Origin of the sequence: Polyangium mundeleinium (assembly GCF_028369105.1) — a bacterium.
GTDB classification, from domain to species: Bacteria; Myxococcota_A; Polyangia; order Polyangiales; family Polyangiaceae; genus Polyangium; species Polyangium mundeleinium.
Window position 1 is genome coordinate 6,062,868 of record NZ_JAQNDO010000001.1, and the last position, 23,500, is coordinate 6,086,367.

22 protein-coding genes are annotated in these 23,500 nt (G+C 69.7%); 13 read left to right on the top strand and 9 right to left on the bottom strand.

Features of this window, described 5'->3' with window-relative positions:
* Positions 1-23 precede the first annotated feature (23 nt).
* The 3 genes from POL67_RS24085 (at position 24) to POL67_RS24095 (ending at position 5,308) form a co-directional block, all read left to right on the top strand.
* Entirely contained in the window at positions 24-992 is a 969-nt protein-coding gene (locus tag POL67_RS24085; RefSeq protein ID WP_271920936.1) for an SDR family oxidoreductase, read from the top strand.
* Between the two features lie 159 nt (positions 993-1,151).
* Positions 1,152-2,345 carry a glutathione-independent formaldehyde dehydrogenase gene (locus POL67_RS24090; protein ID WP_271920938.1) on the top strand — a complete coding sequence of 398 codons (1,194 nt, stop codon included), beginning with the start codon at positions 1,152-1,154 and terminating at the stop codon, positions 2,343-2,345.
* 23 nt (positions 2,346-2,368) lie between these two features.
* Positions 2,369-5,308: a hybrid sensor histidine kinase/response regulator gene (locus POL67_RS24095; RefSeq protein ID WP_271920940.1), complete on the top strand. Its 2,940-nt coding sequence runs from the start codon at positions 2,369-2,371 to the stop codon at positions 5,306-5,308.
* Between the two features lie 10 nt (positions 5,309-5,318).
* Here the strand turns inward: POL67_RS24095 and POL67_RS24100 are convergent, their stop codons facing one another.
* Together POL67_RS24100 and POL67_RS24105 are read right to left on the bottom strand one after the other, a co-directional pair.
* A complete protein-coding gene (locus POL67_RS24100; protein WP_271920942.1) occupies positions 5,319-6,134 on the bottom strand; it encodes a helix-turn-helix domain-containing protein in 816 nt (271 codons plus the stop codon).
* 19 nt (positions 6,135-6,153) lie between these two features.
* Entirely contained in the window at positions 6,154-8,328 is a 2,175-nt protein-coding gene (locus POL67_RS24105) for a cation:proton antiporter domain-containing protein (protein WP_271920944.1), read from the bottom strand.
* Between the two features lie 167 nt (positions 8,329-8,495).
* On the opposite strand from POL67_RS24105, the gene POL67_RS24110 reads away from it, so the two are divergent.
* A complete protein-coding gene (locus POL67_RS24110) occupies positions 8,496-9,119 on the top strand; it encodes a hypothetical protein (protein WP_271920946.1) in 624 nt (207 codons plus the stop codon).
* A 4-nt stretch (positions 9,120-9,123) separates the two neighbouring features.
* Here POL67_RS24110 and POL67_RS24115 read toward each other — a convergent pair whose 3' ends face one another.
* Positions 9,124-9,639: a ricin-type beta-trefoil lectin domain protein gene (locus tag POL67_RS24115; RefSeq protein ID WP_271920948.1), complete on the bottom strand. Its 516-nt coding sequence runs from the start codon at positions 9,637-9,639 to the stop codon at positions 9,124-9,126.
* A gap of 137 nt (positions 9,640-9,776) precedes the next feature.
* On the opposite strand from POL67_RS24115, the gene POL67_RS24120 reads away from it, so the two are divergent.
* Positions 9,777-10,679: a DUF6687 family protein gene (locus POL67_RS24120; RefSeq protein WP_271920950.1), complete on the top strand. Its 903-nt coding sequence runs from the start codon at positions 9,777-9,779 to the stop codon at positions 10,677-10,679.
* 20 nt (positions 10,680-10,699) lie between these two features.
* Here POL67_RS24120 and POL67_RS24125 read toward each other — a convergent pair whose 3' ends face one another.
* Positions 10,700-11,794 carry a quinone-dependent dihydroorotate dehydrogenase gene (locus tag POL67_RS24125; RefSeq protein ID WP_271920952.1) on the bottom strand — a complete coding sequence of 365 codons (1,095 nt, stop codon included), beginning with the start codon at positions 11,792-11,794 and terminating at the stop codon, positions 10,700-10,702.
* Between the two features lie 87 nt (positions 11,795-11,881).
* Between POL67_RS24125 and POL67_RS24130 the strand changes: the two genes are divergently transcribed.
* A complete protein-coding gene (locus POL67_RS24130; RefSeq protein WP_271920955.1) occupies positions 11,882-12,307 on the top strand; it encodes a rhodanese-like domain-containing protein in 426 nt (141 codons plus the stop codon).
* 4 nt (positions 12,308-12,311) lie between these two features.
* Here POL67_RS24130 and POL67_RS24135 read toward each other — a convergent pair whose 3' ends face one another.
* Positions 12,312-13,034 (bottom strand): methyltransferase, encoded by a 723-nt coding sequence (locus POL67_RS24135; protein ID WP_271920957.1) that lies wholly within the window; start codon positions 13,032-13,034, stop codon positions 12,312-12,314.
* A gap of 65 nt (positions 13,035-13,099) precedes the next feature.
* Here POL67_RS24135 and POL67_RS24140 point away from each other — a divergent pair, with 65 nt between their 5' ends.
* A complete protein-coding gene (locus POL67_RS24140) occupies positions 13,100-13,927 on the top strand; it encodes a lysophospholipid acyltransferase family protein (RefSeq protein WP_271920960.1) in 828 nt (275 codons plus the stop codon).
* Here POL67_RS24140 and POL67_RS24145 read toward each other — a convergent pair whose 3' ends face one another.
* Positions 13,928-14,944, bottom strand: coding sequence for a hypothetical protein (locus POL67_RS24145; protein WP_271920963.1), 1,017 nt, complete (start codon positions 14,942-14,944; stop codon positions 13,928-13,930). It abuts the gene before it with no gap.
* A 93-nt stretch (positions 14,945-15,037) separates the two neighbouring features.
* On the opposite strand from POL67_RS24145, the gene POL67_RS24150 reads away from it, so the two are divergent.
* Both POL67_RS24150 and POL67_RS24155 read left to right on the top strand, forming a co-directional pair.
* Positions 15,038-15,613 (top strand): 3'-5' exonuclease, encoded by a 576-nt coding sequence (locus POL67_RS24150; protein WP_271920965.1) that lies wholly within the window; start codon positions 15,038-15,040, stop codon positions 15,611-15,613.
* Between the two features lie 118 nt (positions 15,614-15,731).
* Entirely contained in the window at positions 15,732-16,331 is a 600-nt protein-coding gene (locus POL67_RS24155; protein WP_271920967.1) for a hypothetical protein, read from the top strand.
* Positions 16,332-16,688: 357 nt separating this feature from the next.
* Here POL67_RS24155 and POL67_RS24160 read toward each other — a convergent pair whose 3' ends face one another.
* Positions 16,689-18,248 carry a GMC family oxidoreductase N-terminal domain-containing protein gene (locus tag POL67_RS24160; RefSeq protein WP_271920969.1) on the bottom strand — a complete coding sequence of 520 codons (1,560 nt, stop codon included), beginning with the start codon at positions 18,246-18,248 and terminating at the stop codon, positions 16,689-16,691.
* On the bottom strand, positions 18,245-18,754 hold the full coding sequence (locus tag POL67_RS24165; protein WP_271920971.1) for a hypothetical protein: 510 nt from the start codon (positions 18,752-18,754) through the stop codon (positions 18,245-18,247). The genes POL67_RS24160 and POL67_RS24165 overlap by 4 nt, the downstream gene beginning before the upstream one ends.
* A 192-nt stretch (positions 18,755-18,946) precedes the next feature.
* Between POL67_RS24165 and POL67_RS24170 the strand changes: the two genes are divergently transcribed.
* Complete coding sequence (locus POL67_RS24170; RefSeq protein WP_271920973.1) at positions 18,947-19,528, top strand: superoxide dismutase; 582 nt, start codon at positions 18,947-18,949, stop codon at positions 19,526-19,528.
* Positions 19,529-19,659: 131 nt separating this feature from the next.
* On the opposite strand, the gene POL67_RS24175 is transcribed toward POL67_RS24170, so the two are convergent.
* Positions 19,660-20,346 (bottom strand): hypothetical protein, encoded by a 687-nt coding sequence (locus POL67_RS24175; protein ID WP_271920975.1) that lies wholly within the window; start codon positions 20,344-20,346, stop codon positions 19,660-19,662.
* A 572-nt stretch (positions 20,347-20,918) separates the two neighbouring features.
* Between POL67_RS24175 and POL67_RS24180 the strand changes: the two genes are divergently transcribed.
* The 3 genes from POL67_RS24180 (at position 20,919) to POL67_RS24190 (ending at position 23,484) form a co-directional block, all read left to right on the top strand.
* Positions 20,919-21,440 carry a hypothetical protein gene (locus tag POL67_RS24180; protein WP_271920977.1) on the top strand — a complete coding sequence of 174 codons (522 nt, stop codon included), beginning with the start codon at positions 20,919-20,921 and terminating at the stop codon, positions 21,438-21,440.
* Between the two features lie 54 nt (positions 21,441-21,494).
* Positions 21,495-22,202, top strand: coding sequence for an AAA family ATPase (locus tag POL67_RS24185; protein WP_271920979.1), 708 nt, complete (start codon positions 21,495-21,497; stop codon positions 22,200-22,202).
* Positions 22,203-22,791: 589 nt separating this feature from the next.
* Positions 22,792-23,484: a hypothetical protein gene (locus tag POL67_RS24190; protein WP_271920981.1), complete on the top strand. Its 693-nt coding sequence runs from the start codon at positions 22,792-22,794 to the stop codon at positions 23,482-23,484.
* The last annotated feature ends 16 nt before the right edge of the window (positions 23,485-23,500 follow it).

Consider the following 23,500-nt stretch of genomic DNA (forward strand, 5'->3'; position numbering starts at 1 on the left):
CCATCGACACCGAGGAGGAGATCATGGCGAGCAAGAAGACGGTCCTCGTGCTGGGCGCAACCGGCGGCATCGGCGGCGAGGTGGCGCGAGCGCTGCGCGATCGAGGTTTTGCGGTGCGGGCCCTGCATCGGGATGCGGCGCGCGTGGGGGCGCGGGACGAGGGGCTCGTGTGGATGCAAGGCGACGCGATGCGCGGCGAGGACGTGCGGAGGGCGGCCGAGGGCGCGTCGATCCTCGTGCACGCCGTGAACCCGCCGGGCTACCGGCGCTGGAGCGAGCTCGTGCTGCCGATGCTGGAGAGCAGCCTCGCCGCCGCGCGGGCCGTCGGCGCGCGTCTCGTGCTGCCGGGGACCATCTACAATTACGGGCCCAATGCTTTCCCGGTGCTGCACGAGGATTCGCCGCAAGACCCGGTCACGCGCAAAGGCGCGATCCGCGTCGAGATGGAGCGCCGGCTGCGCGCCGCGGCCGCCTCTGGGGTGCGCACCTTGATCGTGCGCGCCGGTGACTTCTTCGGCCCGCGGGCGGGCAACAACTGGTTCTCGCAAGGCCTCGTGCAGCCGGGGAAGCCGGTCCGGACGATCCAGGACCCGGGCCGCCGTGGAATCGGGCACCAATGGTCCTACCTGCCCGACGTGGCGAAGACGATGGTCGAGCTCATCGAGCGCGAGGAGGCGCTCCCGGCCTTCGCGAGTTACCACATGGCCGGCCATTGGGACGAGGACGGCACGCGCATGGTGGATGCGATCCGCCGCGTGGTGGCGGCCTCGACGGGCGGCGCGGCGCCCAAGGTCCGCGCCTTCCCGTGGTGGGCGCTCGGGCTCGCCGCGCCCTTCGTGCCGCTGTTCCGCGAGATGAAGGAGATGCGTTACCTGTGGCAGCAGCCGATCCGCATGGACAACCGGCGGCTGCTCGTGGTGCTGGGCCAAGAGCCGCACACGCCGCTCGACGAGGCGGTGCGGGCGACGCTCGCGGGGCTCGGTTGCAGCTGAACGCCTCCGTCCGCCAAAAAAGGAGAAAAAGAAACCGAGGGCGAGGAGGCCGCGCGTGATGGGCCCCCTTGGAGTTGCCCAGGCTCCTGCCCTAAGCTTCGCCTTCGAGGGGGAAGGCGGGCCAGGCGAACCCCGTAAGGCGACTCCCGCCGCGCGTGCATGAAAGCAGTCGTCTTCAAGGGGCGCATGGAGGTCGTCGTCGAGGAGGTGCCCGATGCGCGCATCGAGCAACCGACCGACGCCGTCGTGCGGATCACGTCGGCCGCCATCTGCGGGAGTGATCTCCACATGTACGACGGCCGCACGGCCGCGCTGCCGGGCACGGTCCTCGGGCACGAGCCTCTCGGGGTCGTGGAAGAGGTCGGCCCCGCGGTGGAGAAGGTCCGGCCTGGCGACCGCGTGGTGATGCCATTCAACATCTCGTGCGGCAGGTGCTTCAACTGCGCGCGCGGCTATACCGCGGCCTGCTTGACGGTCAACCCGAGCGCCCATGGCGGCGCCTACGGCTACGTCGGAATGGGCCCTTATCGCGGCGGGCAGGCCGAGCGGCTGCGCGTTCCATTCGCGGATACGAACTGCCTCCCGCTGCCCGGCGTGCCGGGCGACGACCTCGAGGACGATTTCGTTCTGCTCGCGGACGTGTTCCCCACCGGCTGCTTCGGCGCGGATCTCGCGGCGGTCGAGCCGGGGATGAGCGTGGCCGTCTTCGGCGCGGGCCCGGTGGGGCTCCTCGCGGCGTACGCGGCGCAGCTCCGCGGCGCGAACGAGGTCTACGTCGTCGATTACGTGCCCGATCGGCTCCAGCGCGCGGAGGCGATCGGCGCGACGGCGATCGACTTCACGCGCGGGGATCCGGTCGAGCAGATCATCGCGATCCGGCGTGCGCGGCAGGGGGACCTCGGCGCGGACATGGGCCTGGCCGACAAGATGATGGGCGTGATGTGCGGCGTGGAGGCGGTGGGCTTCCAGGCGGTCGATTGGGAGCATCCCCAGGACGAGAAGCCAAACCGCGTCATCGAGGATCTCATTCGCCTGGTCAACCCCACGGGGCACATCGGCATCGTCGGTCTCTATGTCCCCGAGGATCCGGGCGGGATCAACCCGCACGCGAAAAAGGGCGAGATTCAGATCTCGTTTGGCAAGCTGTGGGAAAAGGGGATCTCCTTCGGGACAGGCCAGACGCCGGTGCTGCGCTACGGGCCGCGCTTGCGCGATCTCGTTGCTTCTGGCCAGGCCCGGCCGAGCTTCGTTGTCACCCACCGAATGCCGCTCGAAGCGGCGCCCGACGCATACGCCAAGCTCGCGCGGCGAGAGGAGGGCTACGCCAAGGTCATCCTCAAGCCGGGCGGATAGCTCTTGGCTGGATGTGAAACGCGATGAACCGACGCGACATCATCGCGAACGGCGGCGCGAACGGCGCGCTTCTAGGCTCGATCGACTGGGCGAAGACACCCCTCGGCCCGATGGATCGCTGGCCAGCCTCCGCGGCCGCCGCGGTGGAGCTGATGGTCGCGAGTGGCTTCCCGCTCGGCATGGTGCTCGGCCCCGACCGTTCGAATGCGCTGTTCCTTTACAACGACGCGTTCATCCCCTTCCTCGGGCAAAAGCACCCCCACGCGATGGGGCGCCGCGCGCGCGACGTGTGGTCGGAGATATGGGATTTCGTCGAGTGGGCGCTGCGCCAGGTCTGGCAGACGGGTCGGCCGGTGACGGGCAAGGATCTCTTGCTCCGCGTCGAGCGCTGCGAACAGCCGGAGGAAATCCACGCCTCGATCTCGTTCAGCCCAATCTGGGGCGACGACACCGTCTGGGGCGCGCTCATCTGCTGCATCGAGACGACCCGGGGGGTGATCGGGGAGCGGCGCGAGCGCGCGCTCCGCGTGATTGCCCACGGCCTGAGCGAAGCGCGCACGGAGAACGACCTTTATGGCCGTATGGGCGCGGTCCTGTTGCCCCTGGTCAAGGACGTCGCCTTCGCGGCGCTCTACGTGCTCGACCCGGAGGAGCGCCGTGCGTCGCGGCGCGTCGTGGTGGGGCTCGTGGCGGACGCGCCGGAGCTCCCGAGCGAGATCGATCTGAGCGCCGACGCCGACGACGCCTGGGGGCTCGGGCAAGCGGTGCGCGAGCGCCGGCTCCGCCTGGTCCCGTCCCCGGCCGTGCGGCTGTCGGCCGCGGCCGCGCTCGCGGAGCCCCCACGCACGGCCGCGATCGTGCCGGTGACGTGCTCGCCGCAAGCGAGCCCCGTCGGGGTTCTGATCGCGGGGCTCAGCCCCGTCCAGGCCTTCGACGATGCCTACGCCACCTTCGTGCGGCGCATCGCCAAGGAGATCGGGACGGCGCTCACGGGGGTGCGCAGCCTCGACCACGCGCACCTCCGGGCCGCGGCGCTGGCCGAGTTCGAGCGGGAGAGGACCCGGTTCCTCGCCGAGATCACCCACGAGTTCCGCACCCTGGTCACGCTCCTCATCGGCCCTGTCGAGGATCTGCTCGACGAGGTCGAGCCCCTCTCGCCCGCGCAGCGCACCCAGCTCCAGGGCGTCCGCCGCAGCGCCTACCGCGTGCTGCGCTACGTCACCGCGCTGCTCAGCTTCACGCGCGTCGACGCCGGCCGCGCCGCGGTCTCGTTCGAGCCCACCGATCTCGCCGGCCTCACGCGGGAGATCGCCCGGGCCTTCGAGCCCGCGGCGGCGCGGGCCGGGCTCCCTCTTCGAATCGACTGTCCGCCCACGTCCGAGCCCGTCCTCGTGGCGCGCGACATGTGGGAGCAGATCGTCCTCAACCTGCTCGCCAACGCGCTCAAGTTCACCTTCACGGGCGAGATCGAGATCTCCCTTCGCATCGTCGCCGAGCGCGCGCTGCTCACCGTCCGCGACACGGGCACGGGCATCCCGGCCGAAGCGCTGCCGCACGTCTTCGAGCGTTTCTATCGTGTGCCCAACGCGCGCGCGCGCAGTCACGAGGGCGTGGGCATCGGGCTCGCTCTGGTGAAGAGCCTCGTCGAGCTGCACGCGGGATCCATCCAGGTGTGCAGTACACTGGGCAAAGGCACCACCTTCACCGTCGAGATTCCGCGCGGCATCGCCGCGTCCGCCGTGCGTCTGCGCGATTCGCCCGCCCCGGAGGCGGTCGCGCAGAGCGTCGCGCCGTTCGTGGAGGACGCGCTCGGCTGGCTCGCGGAGGAGGCGCCCGCCGAGGCCGCCCACGCCGTGGAGGGGCCGCACGAAGCGCGGCGCGGCCGCGTCCTCATCGCCGAGGACAACAGCGAGATGCGCGCCTACCTGACGCGGCTGCTCGGCCTTGCGCACGATGTCGAGGTGGTACCGGACGGCGCGGCCGCGCTCGCGCTCGCTCGGGCGCGCCCGCCGGATCTCGTGCTCTCCGACGTGGCCATGCCGCACGGAAACGGCCTCGACGTGGTACGCGCGCTCCGCGCCGACCCCGCGACGCGCGAGATCCCCATCGTCCTCATCTCCGCCCGCGGCGGGGAGGACGCGACCATCGGCGCGCTCGGCGCGGGCGCCGACGATTACCTCGTCAAGCCCTTCTCGGGCCGCGAACTCCGCGCGCGCGTGCGCACCCACCTGGAGCTCGCCCGCGCGCGCCGCGAGGGCGCCGAGTCCCGACTCAAGGACGTCTTCCTCGGCCTCGCCTCCCACGAGCTCCGCACCCCGCTCACGGGCCTCAAGCTCAACGTCCAGCTCTGCCAGCGCGAGCTCGCGGCCCAGGGCTCCCCGCTGGCCACGCGCCTGGCGGGGTTGCATCGATCGATCGACCGCATGACGCGCCTCGTGAACGACATGCTCAGCGTCTCCGCCATCACCGAGGGCAAGCTCACGATCCACACCACGCGCTGCGATCTCGGCCAGATCTGCCGGGATGCCGCCAACGAATTGATCCAGGTGAGTCATCGCGCGCTCGTGCTCGATCTGCCCGACGCGCCCGTCCCCGTCGTCGCAGACGCGGATCGGCTCGGCCAGGTCGTGGCCAACCTGCTGTCGAACGCCATCAAGTACTCGGCTCCGGACCGACCGGTGAAGCTCACGCTCCGGGTGGAAGGGCACGAGGAGGGGATCGTGCGCGTGGAGGACGCGGGCCCTGGCATCCCGGTGGATGCGCTGCCGCACATCTTCGATCGCTTCTACCGCGTGCCGACCATCGGCGTGCAAAGCGGCTCGTACGTGGGCCTGGGCCTCGGGCTCTTCCTCGCCAAGGCCATCGTGGAGCAGCACCGTGGCCGCATCTGGGTCGAGAGCGCCGTCGGCAAGGGCAGCACGTTCGCGTTCGCCATCCCTCTGGCCGGCGCGATGGGCCGCTGATCCGCCCGCCCTAGCCCCCGTCCTCCATCTCCTCGACGCCCCGGATCGCCTCCTCGGGGCTCTTCGCCGCGGCGATCCGGTCGGCGAGGCCGTCGCTCGACAGGCGCGCGACGTGCGCGAGCAACGCCAGGTGCCCGCGGCTGGGCTCGCCGAGGACCAGCACCAGAACCAGCCGGATCGGCTCGTCGTCGGGCGCCTCGGGCAACGAGAACGGCCGCGCCAGCGTCACCAGCACCGCGGACGTGGGCATCGACCCAAAGACCCCGTGCGGGAGCACCACCCCGCCGCCGAGCGCCGCCGAGGCCGCCTGCTCTCGTGCGAGGATCTCCGTCACGAGCTCTTGCACGCTCGGCCCGCCGGGCGGACGCGGGAACCGGCTCGCCGCGATCTCGATCGCGTCCTCGAGCCCGGGGCAGGTGAGCTGCAGGATGACGCGCTCGGGCGAGAGCAGCCGGGCGAGCGACGGGCGCTCCTCGGAATGCTCGGGCGCCGGGAACTCCCGCGCCACGAACGCCCGGATGCGCGCGACCTCCGCCGGCCCGAGCCTCCTTCGCGCGATGTCCAGGAACAACATGCCCGCGCTCGGCACCTCCTCGGCGTACCCCTCGATCGCGGGGCCCACCTTGTGCGCGGCCCCGACGAGCAAGTACGGAGGCACGCCGAGCGCGCGCGCGATGGCCTCCAGGCGATCCGGGGTCGGGACGGCGTCGTGGCCGTGCTCGACGCGGCACAGGTACGCGCTCGAGACGCCGATACGCTGCGCGAGGTCCCGCAGGGAGAAACCTGCGTCCAGGCGCAGCAGGCGGATCGTCGCTCCGAGGTGCATGTCGTTCTCTCTTGGATGCTCAGGAGGGAGCTTGTTCCTGCGTCGCCGGGACCACCACCGCGCGCGAGGCCTTCGCGGCCGCGCGGGCGTCGCCATGCTGGTGGACCACGAGGAGCGACACGGGGCAGGCGTGGATCATCTTCTCGGAGTGCAGCCCGAACAGGCGCTCCTCGAGGCCCCACTCGGCCCCCGCGCCCACGATGACCAGGTCGTACCCGCGCTTGGCCTCGGCGAGCGCCGCCTGGGAGGGGACGTCGTGCTCCACGACCTCGAAGGTCACCTGGCCCGAGGCGCCGGGCTCCCGGAAGACCTCCTCCATGCGCGCCTTCGCGCCGCTCCCCTTGCCCCCGCTCCGGTCGGGCGCAACCACGTGCAGCACGGTCACGTCGGCCCCGGCGATGTGCGTGATGCGCTTGGCGAGGCGCAACGCCGCTCGGTCGTGCGCGCCGCCGAGGAAGGGCACGAGGACACGGCGGATCTGCGTGAGTCCGCGATCCACGAGCACGCCGACGTCGGCGGGCGCGCGCTTCATGACCTCGTAGACCGTCCCCGAGAGCGCCGACCGGCCGATGAGCGGCTTGCGCCAGCCGAGCAGGAGGAGGTCGGCGCGCTTGGCCTCGGCCACGCGGCAGATGTCGACCGCGGGCTCGCCGGAGACGAAGCTCAGGGGCTTGACGGGCAGCGTGAGGGATTTGGCCTGCGCGAGCAGCGGCTCGAGCACCTTGCCTTCGCCCGCGGTGCTGCCGTGCTCCTGGCGGAGGAGGAACGAGGCGCGATCGTCGGGCTCGATGAGGTGCAGGGCGTAGAGCCGCTCGGCCGCCTCGGATCCGCCGAGCGCGCTGCCGAGCGTGACCATCCCGGGCCCCGTGCGGTCGTCGGCGACGCACATCACCATCGTGAAGACGGGCGCCTGCGCCACGGGCATCGGCGTCGCCTCGGGGGTCCCCGCGACTTCCTTGGCGAAGCGCTCGAACGGGTAGACGTACTGGAGCAGCGGCGTCGTGATGAACGTCGTGAAGAGCGCCATCAGCACCATCATGGTGAACAGCGTGGGCGAGATGACGCCGAGATCGAGCCCGATGTTGAGGACGACGAGCTCCATCAGGCCGCGCGTGTTCATGAGGATGCCGATGGCGCTCGACTCGCGCCAGCCGAGGCCGGTGAACCGCGCGGCGAGGGCGCTGCCGCCGAACTTGCCCGCGCACGCGAGGAAGATGAGCAAAGCGCAGATGGCCCAGTGCTGGGGGCTCGAGAGGAGCCCGATCTGCGTCCGCAGGCCGCTGTAGGCGAAGAAGAGCGGCAGGAGCAGCACCACGACGACGTCCTCGAGCTTGTGGGCGAGCGCCTCGGCGAGGCCGCCGTCCTTGGGGATGGCGGCGCCGAGGACGAAGGCGCCGAAGAGCGCGTGGATCCCGATGGCCTCGGTCACCATGCTGGAGACCAAGAGGAGCAGCATCGCGAGGGCGACGACGTTCTGGTTGACGGGCTGCGTCCCGCTCCGCGCGCCGAGCCGCGCGAGGAAGGGCCGCACGACGAGGAGCATCACGGCGATGTAGCCGAGGGCGAGCACGGTCGTGCGGACGGCGCCGTCGAGGCCGGTCGCGCGTACGGCGGAGACGACGAAGGCGAGCAAGCACCAGGCCGTCACGTCGTCGACGGCGGCGCAGGTGATGGCGAGGGCGCCGACCTTGGTCCGGAGCAGGCGTCGCTCGGCGAGGATCCGCGCGAGGACCGGGAAGGCCGTGATGCTCATGGCGACGCCCATGAACAGGGTGAAGGAGCTGAACGGGACGTCGGGCTCGGAGAGGCGGCTGCGGAGCCACGGGGCCACGAGGGCGCCGAGCGCAAAGGGGACGATGATGCTCGTGTGGCTGATGACCACGGAGGCGTGGCCGCGGTTCTTGAGCAGCTTCGGGTCGAGCTCGAGCCCGATGAGGAACATGAAGAGCACGAGCCCGACCTGGCTGAGCATGCCGAGCAGGGACATCGAGCTCTTGGGGAAGACCGTGTCCATCACGCCCGGGGAGAGCCACCCGAGCAGGGAGGGGCCGAGGAGGATGCCCGCGGTGATCTCGGCGACCACCATGGGTTGGCCGATGCGCCGGAGGAACGCGCCAAGCACCCGTGACAGGGCGACGACCATGGTCATCTGTAGGATGAGCAGGGTCAGCGGGTTGTGCGTGATGGCGTGCATGGCTCGTCCTCCTGGAGTGATAAGTTATCACTTACCAGATGCAGCGCGTCGAAGGGAAGAGCCGAGTCGAGGCTGGACGGTGTGGAAAATGTGCCCTTCGCCTCCGCCCCCCGCCTTCGCCCGCCTCTTCCGGTCGTCCGTTTGGTGGTAGCATCACGGTTTCCTCGATGAACACCGCCCCTGGAGACGCGAGCGACGCGACGCTCGATCGTTCCGAGGAGCGCCATCGCCTCGTGGCCATGGCCGCGGGCGTGCCGCTCTTCCTGCTCTGCGCGCCGATCGTCTTGCCGTTCGGCGGCCCCGCGTCGCTGCTCGAAGCGGCGGACGGGGGCACGGCGCCGGTGGTCCTCCTCGCGGGCCTCGCGTTCCCACCGCTGCTGGCCGGCGTCGTCGGGCTCGTGCGGGGCTACAAGCGGGTGGCGCCGGGCCGGTGGCTCTTCGGCGTGCCCGCGGTCGCGTCGACGCTCCTGGCGCTCGGGATGGTCCTCGTCGTGACGCTCCTGCTCCTCATCGAGCCGACGGCCCGCTACCAGCCCTTCGTCTGGGTCGGGCTCGTGGGGGCCCTCGGCGCGCTCGGTTGCCTCGTGCGGGGGTTCTTCCGCAAAGGCTTTCATCGCTTCAGCCACGTCGTCGGGGGGATCTGGCTCTGCGGGCTCGTCCTCGGCGTCTCGCTCCGTTTTTCGCCGAAGCCCTTTTTCACCGCTCCCTCGTGGGGCGCGGGGTTCTTCTTCTTCGGCCTCGCCGCGCTCGCGCCGCTCGTCGGGTTCGCGTTCGCCCCGCGGCGGGCGTGAGCCCTCAGGGCACGGCCTGCCAGAGCTGCTCCGCGCCGCTCCCCGCGCGTCGCAACCGGAGGGGTTCGCCGGGATCGCCGCTCTCCAGACAGAGCGTGGGGGTTTGATCGGGGACGCAGATCCTCGCGGGATCCGTGAAGAAGGGGATCGCCCACAGGGTCAGGGATTGCGGGACGAAGCAGGGGGCCAGGGAGATGAGCGGGTCGTTCTCGCTCGGCGCGGGGGGATAATGCAGGCACATGGCCGTGCGCCCAGGGCTCCAGGATCGGATCTGCGTCATGCCGTTGCGGCGTGGCATCAGGTTCCAGCGCCGGGACACGTCCGCGGAGCAAGGCAGGGCTCGAACCGCGTGCTCCTCGTTGAGCGCGATGCAAAGGCCCGTCGCGACGTTCCTCAGGCGGACATCGCTCCCCCGAAGAGGCAACGCGACGTCCGCGACCTCCGCGGTGACCGGCACGCCCCAAAGCATCCCGGCGATCGTGCCGGCCGCGAAAAACGAGGTATTCCGTGCGTGATTCATGGGCGCTCTCCCTACCCGCGCGGGCCCGCGGCTCTTTCGGGAGGGTGTCGAGCCGACGAGCGCCCCCGTCAATCGGACGCCCCCGTGCGTCCGCCCGGGACCCCGCTCGGTCGATCGTTCCATGCTACCCTCCGCCCATGGCCGCGCGACATTTCGAGTTCATTCCCATGGGCGAGCGTGCGCCCGAAGGCGCCGTCTCCTGCGACGGGCTCGTCGCGGGCGCGGCCCTCGACCTGAGCCACTGGGCGAAGAATCGAACGCCGAAGGCCTTCAAGGCCGATACCTCCGTCGAAATCGCGCTCGCGTTCGTCCGCGAGGCCTCGCCGGCCGACGCGCCCTCGGTCGTCGTGAACAACCATTTCGACGCGGATGGCGTGCTCGCCGTCTGGTCGCTGCTCGACCCGGAGACGGCCGCGGCGCACGCGGGGCTCCTCGTCGCGGCGGCCGAGGCGGGCGATTTCGACGAATGGCCGGCCGAGACGCGCGGGATCTGGCTCAACATCGCGATCCGGCGGTTGGTCACGCTGAAGCCCGAGGCGAGCGCGTATCCGATCGCGCTCGCCGCGCTCGGCGAGCTCGTGCGCACCATCGAGACGCGCGAGGATCTCTGGGGGACGTCGTATTCCGCATTGCTCGAAGCCGAGCGGCGCGCGAACGCGGGGGACGTGGTTTCCTTTGCCGTCGGCCCGATCCGCGTGTTCCACCACGGGCCGGGTGTGCCCGAGGCGCCGGGGGCCGTGCTTTCGAAGATCGGTGCGACGGGGGAGGGCGTGCGCAGGCTGCTCCTCGCGTTCGAGGAGCCGGACGGCTCGTTCCGCTATCGGTACGAGCTGCCGCGCTGGGCCTGGGCCGATACGGTCGTGCGCCCCGTGATCCCTGCGCCGAGCCGCCATGGGCTCGCCGCGGGCCTCGGGCCGGAGTGGGCGATGAAGGGCGTCGATTTCGCGATGACGACCCTCCTGCGCACGACGGCGCCGCTCCACGAGGCGCCGCGCGTGATGGCGGAACGTTTCGCCTCGATCGAGCGGTTCGAGGCCTGACGAGAGCGCCCCCCTCGGGACTAACGCGCGTCTTTGCCCACGAGCTCCGCGATCGAGCCGATCCCCTCGGCGCGCATCCGCGACAGGATCCCCTCGTGGATCCGCCGCGCGAACGCGGGGCCCTCGTAGATGAACGCCGTGTACGCCTGCACCAGCGTCGCCCCCGCGGCGATGCGCTCCCACGCATCGTCCGCACTCTCCACACCACCGGCGGCGACGAGCACCATTGAATCGCCCACGCGCGCCCGGAGCCTGCGCAGCACCGCGAGCGCGCGCGCCTTCACGGGCCGACCCGAGAGCCCGCCCGCGCCGATCTCCGCGACCTCGGCGGCCTCCGTCGCCAGGCCGTCGCGGCGGATCGTCGTGTTCGTCGCGATGATTCCATCAAGGCCGAGCTCCCGCGCGAGGTCGCCGATCGCGTCGATGTCCTCGTCCGCGAGGTCGGGCGCGATCTTCACGAGCAGCGGCACGCGCCGTCCGGGCGAGGCGCGATCGAGCGCCGCGCGCACGCCTTCGAGCAGCGGGCGTAGCTTCTCGGTGGATTGCAGATCCCGCAGGCCCGGCGTATTCGGCGAGCTCACGTTGACCACCATGTAATCGGCGTGCGCGGCGAGGCGCTCGGCGCTCGCCACGTAATCGGCCGCGGCCTCGGATTCGGCCACGACCTTCGTCTTGCCGATGTTCGCGCCCACGATCACGCCGCCTGGCCGCCGCTTCGCGAGCCGCTCGGCCGCCGCGCGCGAGCCCTCGTTGTTGAAACCCATCCGGTTCACGAGCGCCCGATCCGCCTCCAGACGAAAGAGCCTGGGCTTCGGGTTTCCGCCCTGCGCCTCGCCCGTGACCGTGCCGATCTCCACGAACGCGAACCCGAGCGCGCCGAGCGCCTCGAACCCCCGCGCGTCCTTGTCGAACCCGGCGGCGAGGCCGAGCGGGCCCGGGAAATCGAGGCCCAAGGCCCGCACCCCGAGGCGCGGATCCCGCGGGCCGAAGAGCCACTTCCCGAGGGCGCGCGCGCCGGGCAGGGCCATCAAACACCGGAGCAGGCCGAAGCCGAGGTGGTGGGCCGTCTCGGCGGACATACGACGGAGGAGCAGGCGGAACAGCAGGCGATACATCGGGCGAGCGACGGGATACGACGCGGAGCGCGTGCGTCAAGGCGTGTCTTGCGCCTCGGCGCGGGGGATGGCAGGGAGTGGGGAGCCATGCGAGCCCCTGCGTTTTCCGCCGCCGTCCTGGTTTCCCTCCTCGCCGTCCTCCCGGCCTGCTCGAAGGACGAGTCGGCCGCGCCGCCCGGGCCGTCCCAGCAGCCGACCGCGCAGACGGGCCTGCCCGACCGCGACCCCGCGCTCGCGCGCAAGCTCGTGTCCGAGGGCGGCGTCCTGATCGACGTGCGCACCCCGGAGGAGTACGCCGACCGCCACCTCGACAACGCCACGAACATCCCCGTGGGCGAGTTCGAAACACGCCTCTCCGAGGTCGAAAAGCTCACGGGCGGCGACAAGACGAAGCCGATCGTCGTGCACTGCGCCGCCGGCCCGCGCGCCGCGCGCGCCAAGAAGATCCTGCTCGACGCGGGGTACACGCAGGTCACGAACCTCGGCGGGATCAACGACTGGGACGCAAAGTAGCCGTTCAAGACCGGAGGCGCGCGAGCCGCGCCGCTGCCTCGCGCATGCGGCCGGGCTCGCGGACGCGCCGCGCGCGGAAGAGCAGGTTGTGCGGGGTCACCGTGGGCGGGACGAACGCCGTGATCGTCACCTCGTAGCCCGCCGCTTCCAGCCGGAGCGTCCGCTCCGCATCGACGAGCGACATGAGGAACCGCCGCCGCACCTCCGCTTGCCGCGGCATCCCGAGCGTGTCGGCCTTCGCCTCGGCCGCTTTCGCGAACGGCACGCTCGCCGCATAACAGCAGGGGACCAGGTAGATCCATTTCGCGCCCGCGCCGCTCGCCGCGTCGAGGATCGCGTCGGAGGCCGCCCCGCACGCGTGCAGCGCCACCACGAGCTCGGGCGCCTCGGGCCAGCACGCGGTGTCGCCCACGTCGCCCGCCGCGAGCCGAAGCTCGATCCCCGCCGCGAGCCGCGCCGCCGCCGCCTCGCAGGCCGCGATCCGCGTAGGCTCGCGTTCGATCACGTGGATCCGCGTGAACCCGAGCAGCGCGGCGCCGAGCAGGCCCACGTACGCTTTGCCGGCGGCTGCGTCCACGAGCAGCCCATCTTTTCGATGCCGCTCGATTTCGCGCAGCAGCGCGGCCATCTCGACCGACTTTTTTTGGTCCTCGCGCCGGAGCTTCGTGCCTTCCGCGACGATGAACAGATCGTGCAGGGCTCGCTCGACGGCCTCGGACGTGATCATGACGCAATCCTAACGTGGGTCCGTGGTACGGTGCGCACGTTTCCCTTCCGGAGATCCGCTTCTTCATGTCGGACCATGATTCCTCGTCGGGGCGAACGACCCTGACCGCGCTCTCTTCGGCCGCTCGTTTCGTCGTCGGCTTCACGCTGGTCGCGGTGGCGTCCACCTTGACCATCCTGATCGCGCTGCTGCTCCTGCCGTTCCGGGTCCTGCGCATCAAGCTCTGCAACTATTACGGCAAGTTCATCGGCTATTCGATCACGCGAATCGCCGGCGTCACGCCCGTCCTCCACGACGGCGAGCGCATCGGCAAGCATCACCCCGCCATTTACGTCGCCAATCACACCTCGACGCTCGACGCGTTCCTGTCGATCTGGCTCTGCCCGGTGGGCGGGTGCGGCGTGATGAAAAAAGAGGTCCTCCGAATTCCCTTTTTCGGCCAGCTCTACCTCCTGTCGGGGCACCTTTGGCTCGATCGGGCGAACAAGGGTTCGGCCATCGCGGCGATGTCCGGCATCGCGAGGACGGTGAAAAAGCACGGGCTCTCCATCTGGATCATGCCCGAGGGCACGCGCAGCCGCGACGGGCGCCTCCGGCCGCTCAAGCTCGGGTTCGTGCACCTCGCCATTGCCACGGGCCTGCCCGTGGTGCCGGTCGTCCTCCACGGCGTGCACAAGAACTGGGTGAAGCACACGCTCTACGTGCAGCCGACCACGGTGGACATCGAGGTCCTGCCGGCGATCGACACGTCCGGCTGGCGCGCGGAGACGGCGCGGGAACACGCTGCCGAGGTGTTCAACGTGTTCGTGGACAAGCTGCGCGACGATCAGAAGCCGCTGCCGGGCGTGCCGGCGGTGGCCGAGAAAGAAAAGGTCGAGCAGGCGGCGGCTTGATCACCCCTTCGCCTTGTCCCCCCTCCGCCGCTCGAACCTGAGCCGCAGCACCTCGTCCTCCAGCTCGTTCGCGATCGCCATCGCCCGCCGCTTCGCGTCCGCGCCCTCCTCGCCGCCGACGATCCGCGCCAGCATGTTGAGCGCCATCGCGCGCATCCGCATGTGCCCGCCGTCGCCCGCGTGCTGGCACGCCTGCCGCGCGAGCGCCGCGCCTTCTTCCAAAGACCCTTGTTTCCACCGCGCGTAGGCGAGCCCATTCGCCCGCCGCGCCCGCGCGAACGCCGGCCCGTCCTCCGGGATGAGCCGGTAGAGCACCTCCGCGCCCGCCGGATCCGGCTGCTTGCCGCCCCACGACCGGTTCCGCTCGAAGGCGCGTTGATCGATCCACCGCGCGAACAGGCAGGCCTTGTCGTGGGCGGGCATCGAGAGCTCGAACAAGGGCTCGATCTCGTCGAGCAGGCCGGGCACACGCGTGACGTCCTCCCGGCTCGCGACGAAGGCCTCCGTGAGCAGCGCCTCGATCCGCGCCTCGGGCGGGGCTTTGCCAAGCAGGGGGCGGATCCGGGCGAGGTGGGTCCGGGCGGCGTCGCGGTCGTCCGCGCGGAGCACGCACGTGGCGTGGGCGAGGGCGAGGAACACGTGCGAGGTCGGGTCTTCGCTCACCGGCGGGCGATCCCATAACCGCAGGAGATCCTGGGCGAGGGGCAAGGGCAGGTCCGTGAAGCGCGAGTGATACGCGCCCATCCAGCGGGCCCGCTCCGTGAGCGCGTCCGGCAGGCCAAAGGCCGCGAGCGCGCGTGCCCCCCAGGTCCCGCCGTCGCGCTGGCCCCGCGTCCGCAGCCGGCGCAAGGCGCGCTCGATCGAGTAGACGTCGTCCTCGTAGCCGCGGAGGGACGAGAGCCGCTCGGCGACCGCCGTCAGCGAGCCGTGCTGCGCGACGAGCCAGGCGACGTAATCCTCCCAGGAAAAGCCGGGGGTTTGGGGGCGCAGCTCCGCTTGTCGGAGCGAAGCCCCCAAGCGTCGACGCGCCGCGTGTCCGGGTTCGTGTCCGGGCATTTTTGTCGAGGGGAGCGTATCAAGGTTCCCGAGCAAGCAACAAGGAGGACGGCGATGTCGAAGGAACCTGCATTTTTCCTGGTGATCGATCTGGAAGCGACGTGTGACGAGGAGGGGCGTATCCCCGAGAAGATCATGGAGATCATCGAGATCGGCGCGGTCCTCGTGGACGGCGCGACGCTCGAGCCAGTGGGCGAGTTCGCGACGTTCGTGCGCCCGGTCATCCGGCCGACGCTCACGGCGTTTTGCAAGAAGCTCACGACGATCACGCAAGCGGACGTCGACGGCGCGCCCACGTTCCCGGCGGCAATCGAGGCGCTCGGGCGCTTCGTCGGGGATCGCGACGCGCTCTTCGGCTCGTGGGGCGACTACGACCGCAAGCAGTTCGAGATCGACGCAACCCGCTGGGGCGTGCCCTTGCCGCTCCAGGGGCACATGAACATCAAGAAGCGCTTCTCGGCGGCCCTCGGCGAGACGACGCGTTACGGCATGGCGAGCGCACTCGAACGCCTCGCGCTCCCACTCCTGGGGACGCATCATCGAGGCATCGACGACGCGCGCAACATCGCGCGGATCCTGCCTTACGCGATCGGACGTGTGCCGATCCCAGCGGCGCAGCCCACAGGGTGAGACGGGACCTTGCCCCGAGCTCGAGCTTTCTTGCCGGCGGCAGCAGGCCATGAAAGCATCGCGCTCGGGGAGGATGATGTCCCGCGCGCAAACGGATGCGATGACAGTGGCTCTGGCCATGGCGAGCTCGCTCGGGCTCGCCGCGTGCACGAGCCACGTCACGCTCGCGCCCGCGGATCTGCCGGCGCTCGCAAACGCCTCGCCCGGTCCTTCCGGGCCCTTTCCCACGATCACCACCAAGGACGGCACGCAGAAGGTCGTCTACGGCCGCCTCGAAACCGTCACCCTCCTGCGCAAGGGCGCAGCGGCGCTCGTGTATCCCGCGCCGATCCGCGCAGTGGCCCTCGGCGATCGGCTCGTCGTGCGCACGCGCGACGACCAGCGCGAGATCCCGTTCGCCGAGATCACCGAGGTCCGCGTCTCCTACGACGATTACCTCGTGCGGGACCGAGTCGCAGGCGGCGTGCTCCTCGGGACGGGAATGCCGATCTTCGTGAGCGGCGTGGTGATGGGCGCGCTCGGCCTGACAAACAAGGAACTGAGCGGAGGCGCAGGCGCCGTCGTGTCACTCGCCGGGCTCGGGATCGCCGGGCTCGGGCTCGTGATGATGCTGCCAGGAATGCAGCTCGCGAAGAGCAAACCGAAGAAGCCGGCGGAGGAGCCCGGAAAGACGGTGACGGTGTCAATCGGGCCGGGCGGGATTGCGGGATCGTTTTAGCTGGGGCGTCGCGCCGGGGCGCTGCCCCGGACCCCGCGGGGGCTGTCCGCCCCTCGACCCGGACCAGGCACGGCCTGGACCGAAGGTGGAAGAACTGCGCTCCGCGCAGTTCTTCCAACGGGCCGGTGGCAAGACCATGAAGGTGGGTTTCAAGCCGGCGACGGGCACGCCGCCGGTTGAACCTGCAGCGCCGCGGTCGCTGTTGGCAGGGTCGTCGCTGGTCTTGACCCTGGCCGTTCGATGAACTGCGCGGAGCGCAGTTCATCGACCCCGGGTCCAGCCCCTGGCTGGTCCGGGTGCAGGGGCGGACAGCCCCTGCTGGGGCCTGGGGCAAAGCCCCAGCGCGGCGCCGTCGCCCTAAGACACCAGGTTCTCCGCCCACACGGAGGCGAGCGCCATGATCGTGTGTTGCGGGTTCACGCCGATCGTCGTCGGGATCGCCGACGCATCTGCGACGTAGAGCCCCTCGTAGCCGTGCACCTTGCCGCGCTCGTCGACCACGCCTTGCCGCGGGTCCGCGCTCATCGGGCAGCCGCCGAAGAGGTGCGAGAGAATGGCGACGTAGCAGCGCGGATCGGTCGGGCCCTCGTCGATGAGGTGGATCTGGTCCGGGCCGATCTTGTAGGGCAGCCCGAAGATCCCGGGGATGACCTCGCGCGCGCCGGCCTCGAAATGCATCCGCGTCACCATCGAGAGGCCCTTCCGGAGCTTGCGCATGTCGGCCTCGTCGAGCTGGTATTTCACCACGGGGCCGCCGAAGAGGCTTGGCTTCACCGTCCCCACGGACTCGGCCCGCACGGCGGCGACCCACATGGCGACGTGCCGGTATTCGCGGAACCTCCGGATGAGCTCGGTCCCGCCGCCCGGCAGACGCCCCGCCACCATTTCCGGCGGAATGGCGAGCGTCTCCAGCTTGAGCCCTGGATCCTGCCGGAACGCGGTCGAGGCCCAGCCCTGCGTCGCGCCGACGTTCTGGTCGACCGGATCGTCGTACACGCCGAACACGCCCGTGCCCGGGTGCGCCCGGAAGAGCGTGCCGAGCGCGCGGCTCTTGATGCCGCTCTTCGCGAGCAGGACCGGCGTCTGCGTCGCGGACGCGGCCACGAACACGGCTTTGCGGGCGCGGACGGTGAAGCGCGCTCCGAACTTGCGCGTCTCCGGGTCCTGGAAGCGGCCCGTCACGCCGATCACGCGCCGCCCGTCGAAGAGCAGATCCTTGACCGGCGCGGTCGAGAGCACGTAGCCGCCGCGCTCCAGCACCTCGGGGATGTAGTTGACGTTCGTGCTCTGCTTCCGGCCCTTGCGACAGCCCTGGAGGCACTGCCCTGCGCCCTCGCAGTCCTTCGCGTACCGCACCATGTAATGCGACGACCAGCCGAGCTTTTCCGCTGCATCCATGGCCAGCGTGTTCAAGAGCCCGCGCGCGTCGGGCGGGACGACCGTCGCCGAGAGCTCACGCTCGATGCGATCCTGGTGCTCCCACACGCGCGCTTCGAGCGCGCGCCCGTCGATGCCGTACTCGCGCTCCCACCGCGTAAAAACGTCGCCGGGCGTGCGGACCACGATGGCGCTGTTGATCACGGTGGAGCCACCGACGCAGGAGGCCTGGACGATCGGCCAGAGCGCGCGGCTCTGCGTGACGAGCGAGCCCCAGTCGGGGAAGAGATCGCGGATCGTGCCGTACGTGGTCCAAGGATAATCCTCGGGCGCGCGCCACGGGCCGGCCTCGACGACCGCGACCCGATACCCGGCCCGCGCGAGCACGACGGCCGCGGCCGCGCCGCCGGCGCCGCTGCCGACGACCACGAAGTCGACCTCGGTCTCGAGGCCGGGCTGCGCGAACGAGGTGAACGTCGCATGGCGGCCGCGCGCCGTGTCCGAGAGCGGTCTTGGTGTGGTGCTTCGGGCGGTGCTCATGCTTGGAGTCCTTTGCCGCGGTCCTTGTCGCGCCCGCGCGCGCGCTCCTTCTTGCCGAGCGACAAGAGCTTGTCCGGCGCCCCGCCGGGCAGCGGCCCTTGCGGCGGGACGAAGGCTTCGAGGCGGCGGGTGCCCGGGTCTTCCGGGTAGGGCGTGAGGTCGAGGAACGCGCGGATCTCGGCCGATTGCCCCCAGAACATGCCGCCCACGAGCTTGAGGAGGAACGTCACCTGCCGGACGAGGTAGACCGGGTGCGACGCCATCTTGTGGGCGTGCTGGTCGAGGTCTTCGTCCGAGAGCCAGCTCGCGAAGAGCGGCTTTCGGATCGTGAGGAGCGGCGCGATCTGAAAGGCTACGGAGGCGGCGACGATGCCGGTCCAGAAGAGGAGCGTGGATTCACGGCGGAGGCGCTGGATCTTCTCGTCCACGCCGAGCTCGGCGAGGCCGGGGAGATCGTCCACGCGTGGGTAATACGTCGTGAGCGCGAAGCGGACGAGCTCGTTCACGGCAGGGGAACGTAGGAGGAGCAGGGGGGCAGGGGCAAGGGCTTCGTGCGTCCGGGGCGATGACCATGAAAGTTTGGCCCTTCCGAACTCTCTGACTTCCCCAGGGCCGACCGGATCAGTAGAGTCTCGCCGCCTGCTGGCCTTTTGGCCGGCGAACAAGTGAACCACGAGACTTCACGAGGACACGCGACCATGGCCTTCACGCTCCCCGATCTCCCGTACGCGAAGGATGCCCTCGCGCCGCACATCAGCGCCGAGACGCTCGAATACCACCACGGCAAGCACCACAACGCCTACGTCACGAACCTCAACAAGCTCATCGACGGCAAGCCCGAGGCGTCGTTGTCGCTGGAGGAGATCATCCTCCGCTCGGACGGCGGCATCTTCAACAACGCCGCCCAGGTCTGGAACCACACGTTCTACTGGCACAGCATGAAGCCGAAGGGCGGCGGCGAGCCCACGGGCGACCTGGCCGACGCGATCAAGCGTGACTTCGGCTCGTTCGAGAAGTTCAAGGAGGAGTTCACGGCCGCGGCGACCACGCAGTTCGGGTCGGGCTGGGCGTGGCTCGTGCTGAAGGACGGCAAGCTCGCCGTGACGAAGACGGGCAACGCGGATCTGCCGATGAAGCACGGCCAGAAGGCGCTCCTGACGATCGACGTGTGGGAGCACGCGTACTACATCGACTACCGGAACCTGCGTCCCAAGTACATCGAGACGTTCCTCACGAGCCTCGTGAACTGGGACTTCGTCGCGAAGAACCTGCGGGGCTGAACGCTCGCCCCTGTCCCCCCGGGCCCCCTCCCACACGGGGGCTGACCCTTCGTTCCCTCCTGCCCGCGTGAAGGACCGAGCGGCGCCGGCATTTTCCCAACGCGCCGCCCTCGTCTCCGCCTCGCCCCGGGTTACTTCTTCTTCGCAGGCTTCGCGGCCTTCTTCCCCGCAGGCGCCTTCTTTGCGCCCTTGCCGATGCCCAACACGCGCTCGATCTGCGCGCGGCGCGGGGCGGGGATGTTCTGCTTCGCGACGGCGTACAGGTCGATGGCGCTCTTGCCTGCCGCGTTCTTTTGCTCCGGGGAGCAGCCGCGCTTGACGAGGAACGCGAGCAAACGCGCCGTCATCGCGCTGCTGAAGAGGGGCCGATTCTCGTGGGGCGTGAACGCCGCATGCAGCAAGGTGTCGCCCTCCGCGTTCACCGGCGCCGTCGCGTCGGCCTTCGTGTGGTCGAGCATGAAGGCAAGCGCGGAGGGGAGCTGCGCCGTGGCCGCCAAGGAGAGCATGCGCGGGCTCGCGCCGCCGCGCTCGACGAGGAAACGCACGACCTCGCGGGCATACGTCTGCGCCGACGCCGATCCCATGAAGCTGAGCTTCTCGAAATAAACCTCGTCCTCGAGGCCGTCTTCGTCGACGTGATCTTCCCAGCCGGGCGCGAGCGCGGCCCCCGATTGCTGCATGGCGATGAGGAAGCGGTCGACGGGGAGGTAGCCCCGGGCGTTGGGAGTATCGACGCGCTCGCCCACGACGTGCGCCGCGGTCCCGTCCCAGCTCTCGACGGTCGGATCGACGCCCGCGCGCAGCAGCTCTTCGATCAAGAGCGGGTAGTGCTCCGGCGAAGCGGCTTCCGACGACGAGGTCGCTCCCCCAGGTGCTTCGACGAGGTCCCAACGGCGGGACGCAACCGACGCAGGAACCCTCCCGGGAGCAGAGAACGATCGAGGAAGCGCACGGGGGAGCGGGAAAATGCGCCTCCGCGAGAACGGAATGGGCGCGGAACCGCCGAGAGGAGGGTTGCGCGAAAGGGGAGGAGGCGGGGCAACGTAGCGAGGGCGGTTGCGAGAAAGGGGAACGAGGGCGGAGGGGGGCAGGAGGGTGGTTGCGAGATGTTGCAACGGGCGTTGCGGCATGAAGGAGGGCGGTTCCGAGAAGGTGGAACGGGCGCGGAGGCGGAGGGGGGAGCGTTGCGAGAAGGCGCAACGGTCGTGCTCGGGGAGGGGGGAGCGTTGCACGCAGGCGGAAGAGGCGTATGGGCGGAGGAGGGGACCGTTGCAAAAAGGTGGAACGCGAAAACGAAGACGGTGGGGGGCGTTCCGAGGGGCGGGGGCGGGAGTCGCCGCACTTGCCCGCCTGGGAACCGGCGGGTAGCCTCCGCGACGAGGAGAATCCGATGCGCTTCCGCGTCGAACACCTGGGGCCGCTGCGCGAGGCCGAGATCGACATCGGAAAGGACCTCATCGTCCTGACCGGGCCGAACAACACGGGCAAGACGTACCTCGCGTGGAGCGTATATGGGGTGCACCGGCTCCGGGGCAGATCGGAGGCTTTCCAAGGTGGGCCGCTCGACGCATGCATGAAATCTGTCGAAGCATCAGATACGCATGCGCTCGACCTCAGCTCCCTGCCGGTGGATTGGAACAGTGTCTTTGAGAGGGTGACAAGGCTTGTCAAGTCGGAGCTCTCACGCGTCTTTGCGGCTGCTCCCGAAGCGTTTGAGCAGACCAAAGTATCGCTGTCCGACGCAGCGCCGGCAGCGGCAGACATGACATTGAAGCTAGGCGAATTCAGAGATCTACTGGCCAGCATTGATTCTCCCCCGCACCGCGAAGCGATGCTGCTCGGCTTCCAGCTGGGGCTAGCCCACCGACTATGGGAGACGCAATTTCCTCATTGCATCCTCTTCCCCGCCTAGCGTATTGCCGTCAATATCTTTGCGAAGGAGCTTGCGCTCAACCGGACCGAGCTCGTGAGCGAACTGCTGGAGGCGGGCGCCGGCACGGATCCCGCCGAGGTCCTCAAACGCCGCGCAGGTCGTTATGCCTGGCCGATTCGCGACAGCCTCCAGGTCGCGAATGACCTGGCCAACCTCGCCAAGAACACGAGCCCCTTCACCGACCTCGCGGACGACCTCGAACGTGCCGTCCTCGGAGGAAAGGTCGTCGTCTCCGATCTCGGCGAGCTCTCCTTCGCGCACGAGGGCGGGAGCGCGCGCCCGCTCCCCGTCCACCTCACGGCCTCCGTCGTGAAGTCCCTGGCGAGCCTCGTCTTTTACTTCCGCCACATGGCGAAGCCGGGCGACTTTCTCATCATCGACGAGCCCGAGCTGAACCTCCACCCCGACAACCAGCGCAAGATCGCCCGCGTCCTCGCCAAGGCCGTCAACCGCGGGTTCAAGATCATGATGAGCACCCACAGCGACTACGTCCTGCGGGAGCTGAACCACCTCGTCATGCTCTCCGACCCCAAGGAGAGTGTCTCCCGGGTCATCGACGAGCTCGGCTACGACCGCGCCTCGATCCTCCCGCCGGAAAAGCTCGGGGTGTACCTGTTCAAGGAACAAACTGCGCAACTGGTTCCCGTTTCTGTCGATGGATTCCAAGTGGAGACCATCGAACACGAAATCGCCGCCCTCAACGCCGACGCCCAAGCCATCTACGCCGCGCGCTTCGGTTGAGCCATGGCCCTGTCGCCGCTCCTCCAGGCCCTCTGTGACGTGGTGCGCCCGGAGCTCGGGACCGTTCCGGCCGTTGAGCATTGGCCTCATCGCAAGCCGCCGCGCCGGGGCGCTGCCCCGGGCCCCGCGGGGGCTCTTCGCCCCTCGACCCGAACCAGGGCCAGCCCTGGACCGGTGATGGAAGAACTGCGCGATGCGCAGTTCTTCCACGGGCCGGTGGCAAGACCATGGAGGTGGGTCTCGAGCTGGCGACGGGCACGCGGCCGGTTGAGCCTGCAGCGCCGTGGCATTGGCTGGCAGGGTCGTTGGGGGTCTTGACGCCGGCTGTTCGATGAACTGCGCAGAGCGCAGTTCATCGAACAGCCGGCGTCCAGGGCTGGCCCTGGTCCGGGTCCCGGGGCGGATAGCCCCGGGTGGGGCCTGGGGCAACGCCCCAGTAAAGCGGCTTCGAGATGAGACGAATGCTCATCAGTCCCTGCCGTCATCCTCCCCGCATGATCACGCGTCCCCCCGCAAGGCGCCGTCGCTTCTTCTCAGGCCGAAACGTTCCATGATAAAGGTGTCGTCTTCCTTGCCGGAGACACCACGCATGCCCATCCAGCTTCGACCCATGCTCGCCCTTGCCGTCTCTCTGTCGGCAGTCCTCACCGCCGAGGTCGCAGCCGCGCAGACCACCGCCGAGCCCGAAGGGCGGCCCGTGAACAGCGGCTTCGCCCTCCAAACGAGCCTCGTCAGCACGCCACTCATGCTCGGGGACGACTTCTCCGGGTTCCCCTCCTTCGAAGGCGGGCTCTCCTTCGGATACAAGTACGATCGATTCGTGTTCGGCATCGGCTTCGATTTCTCGAACTGGAGCGAGACCGAAGATTTCCGGGTGACAGACCCCAGCACCGGCAACGAGGTCATCGGCGACCGGACGACGACCTCCTATTCCTTCATCGTGGCGCCCGAGCTCCAGGTCGCCCTCGCAAGATCCGCCGACCGTCGAGCCGAGCTCTTCGGCGTGGTATCCGTAGGCCTCGGGACGTGGGATTCCGTGACGACAGTCGACCCCGACATCAACCCACAGCCAGTGCCCCTCGATGACGTGTTGCGTCTTCGCGTGCGGTGGCGTCTGGCCCCAGGCGTGCGCTACTGGGTCCATCCGCACGTCGCCATGAGCCTCGTGACGGGCATCTCCGGCAACTACAGGATCCTCGAGCCCGACAGCAGCACCGACAACGGCGAAACCGTCGGGCTCACGGCGCTGTATACACAGATCGGGGTGCTCGGCGTTTTCTGAGGGAGGCGGTTTCGCT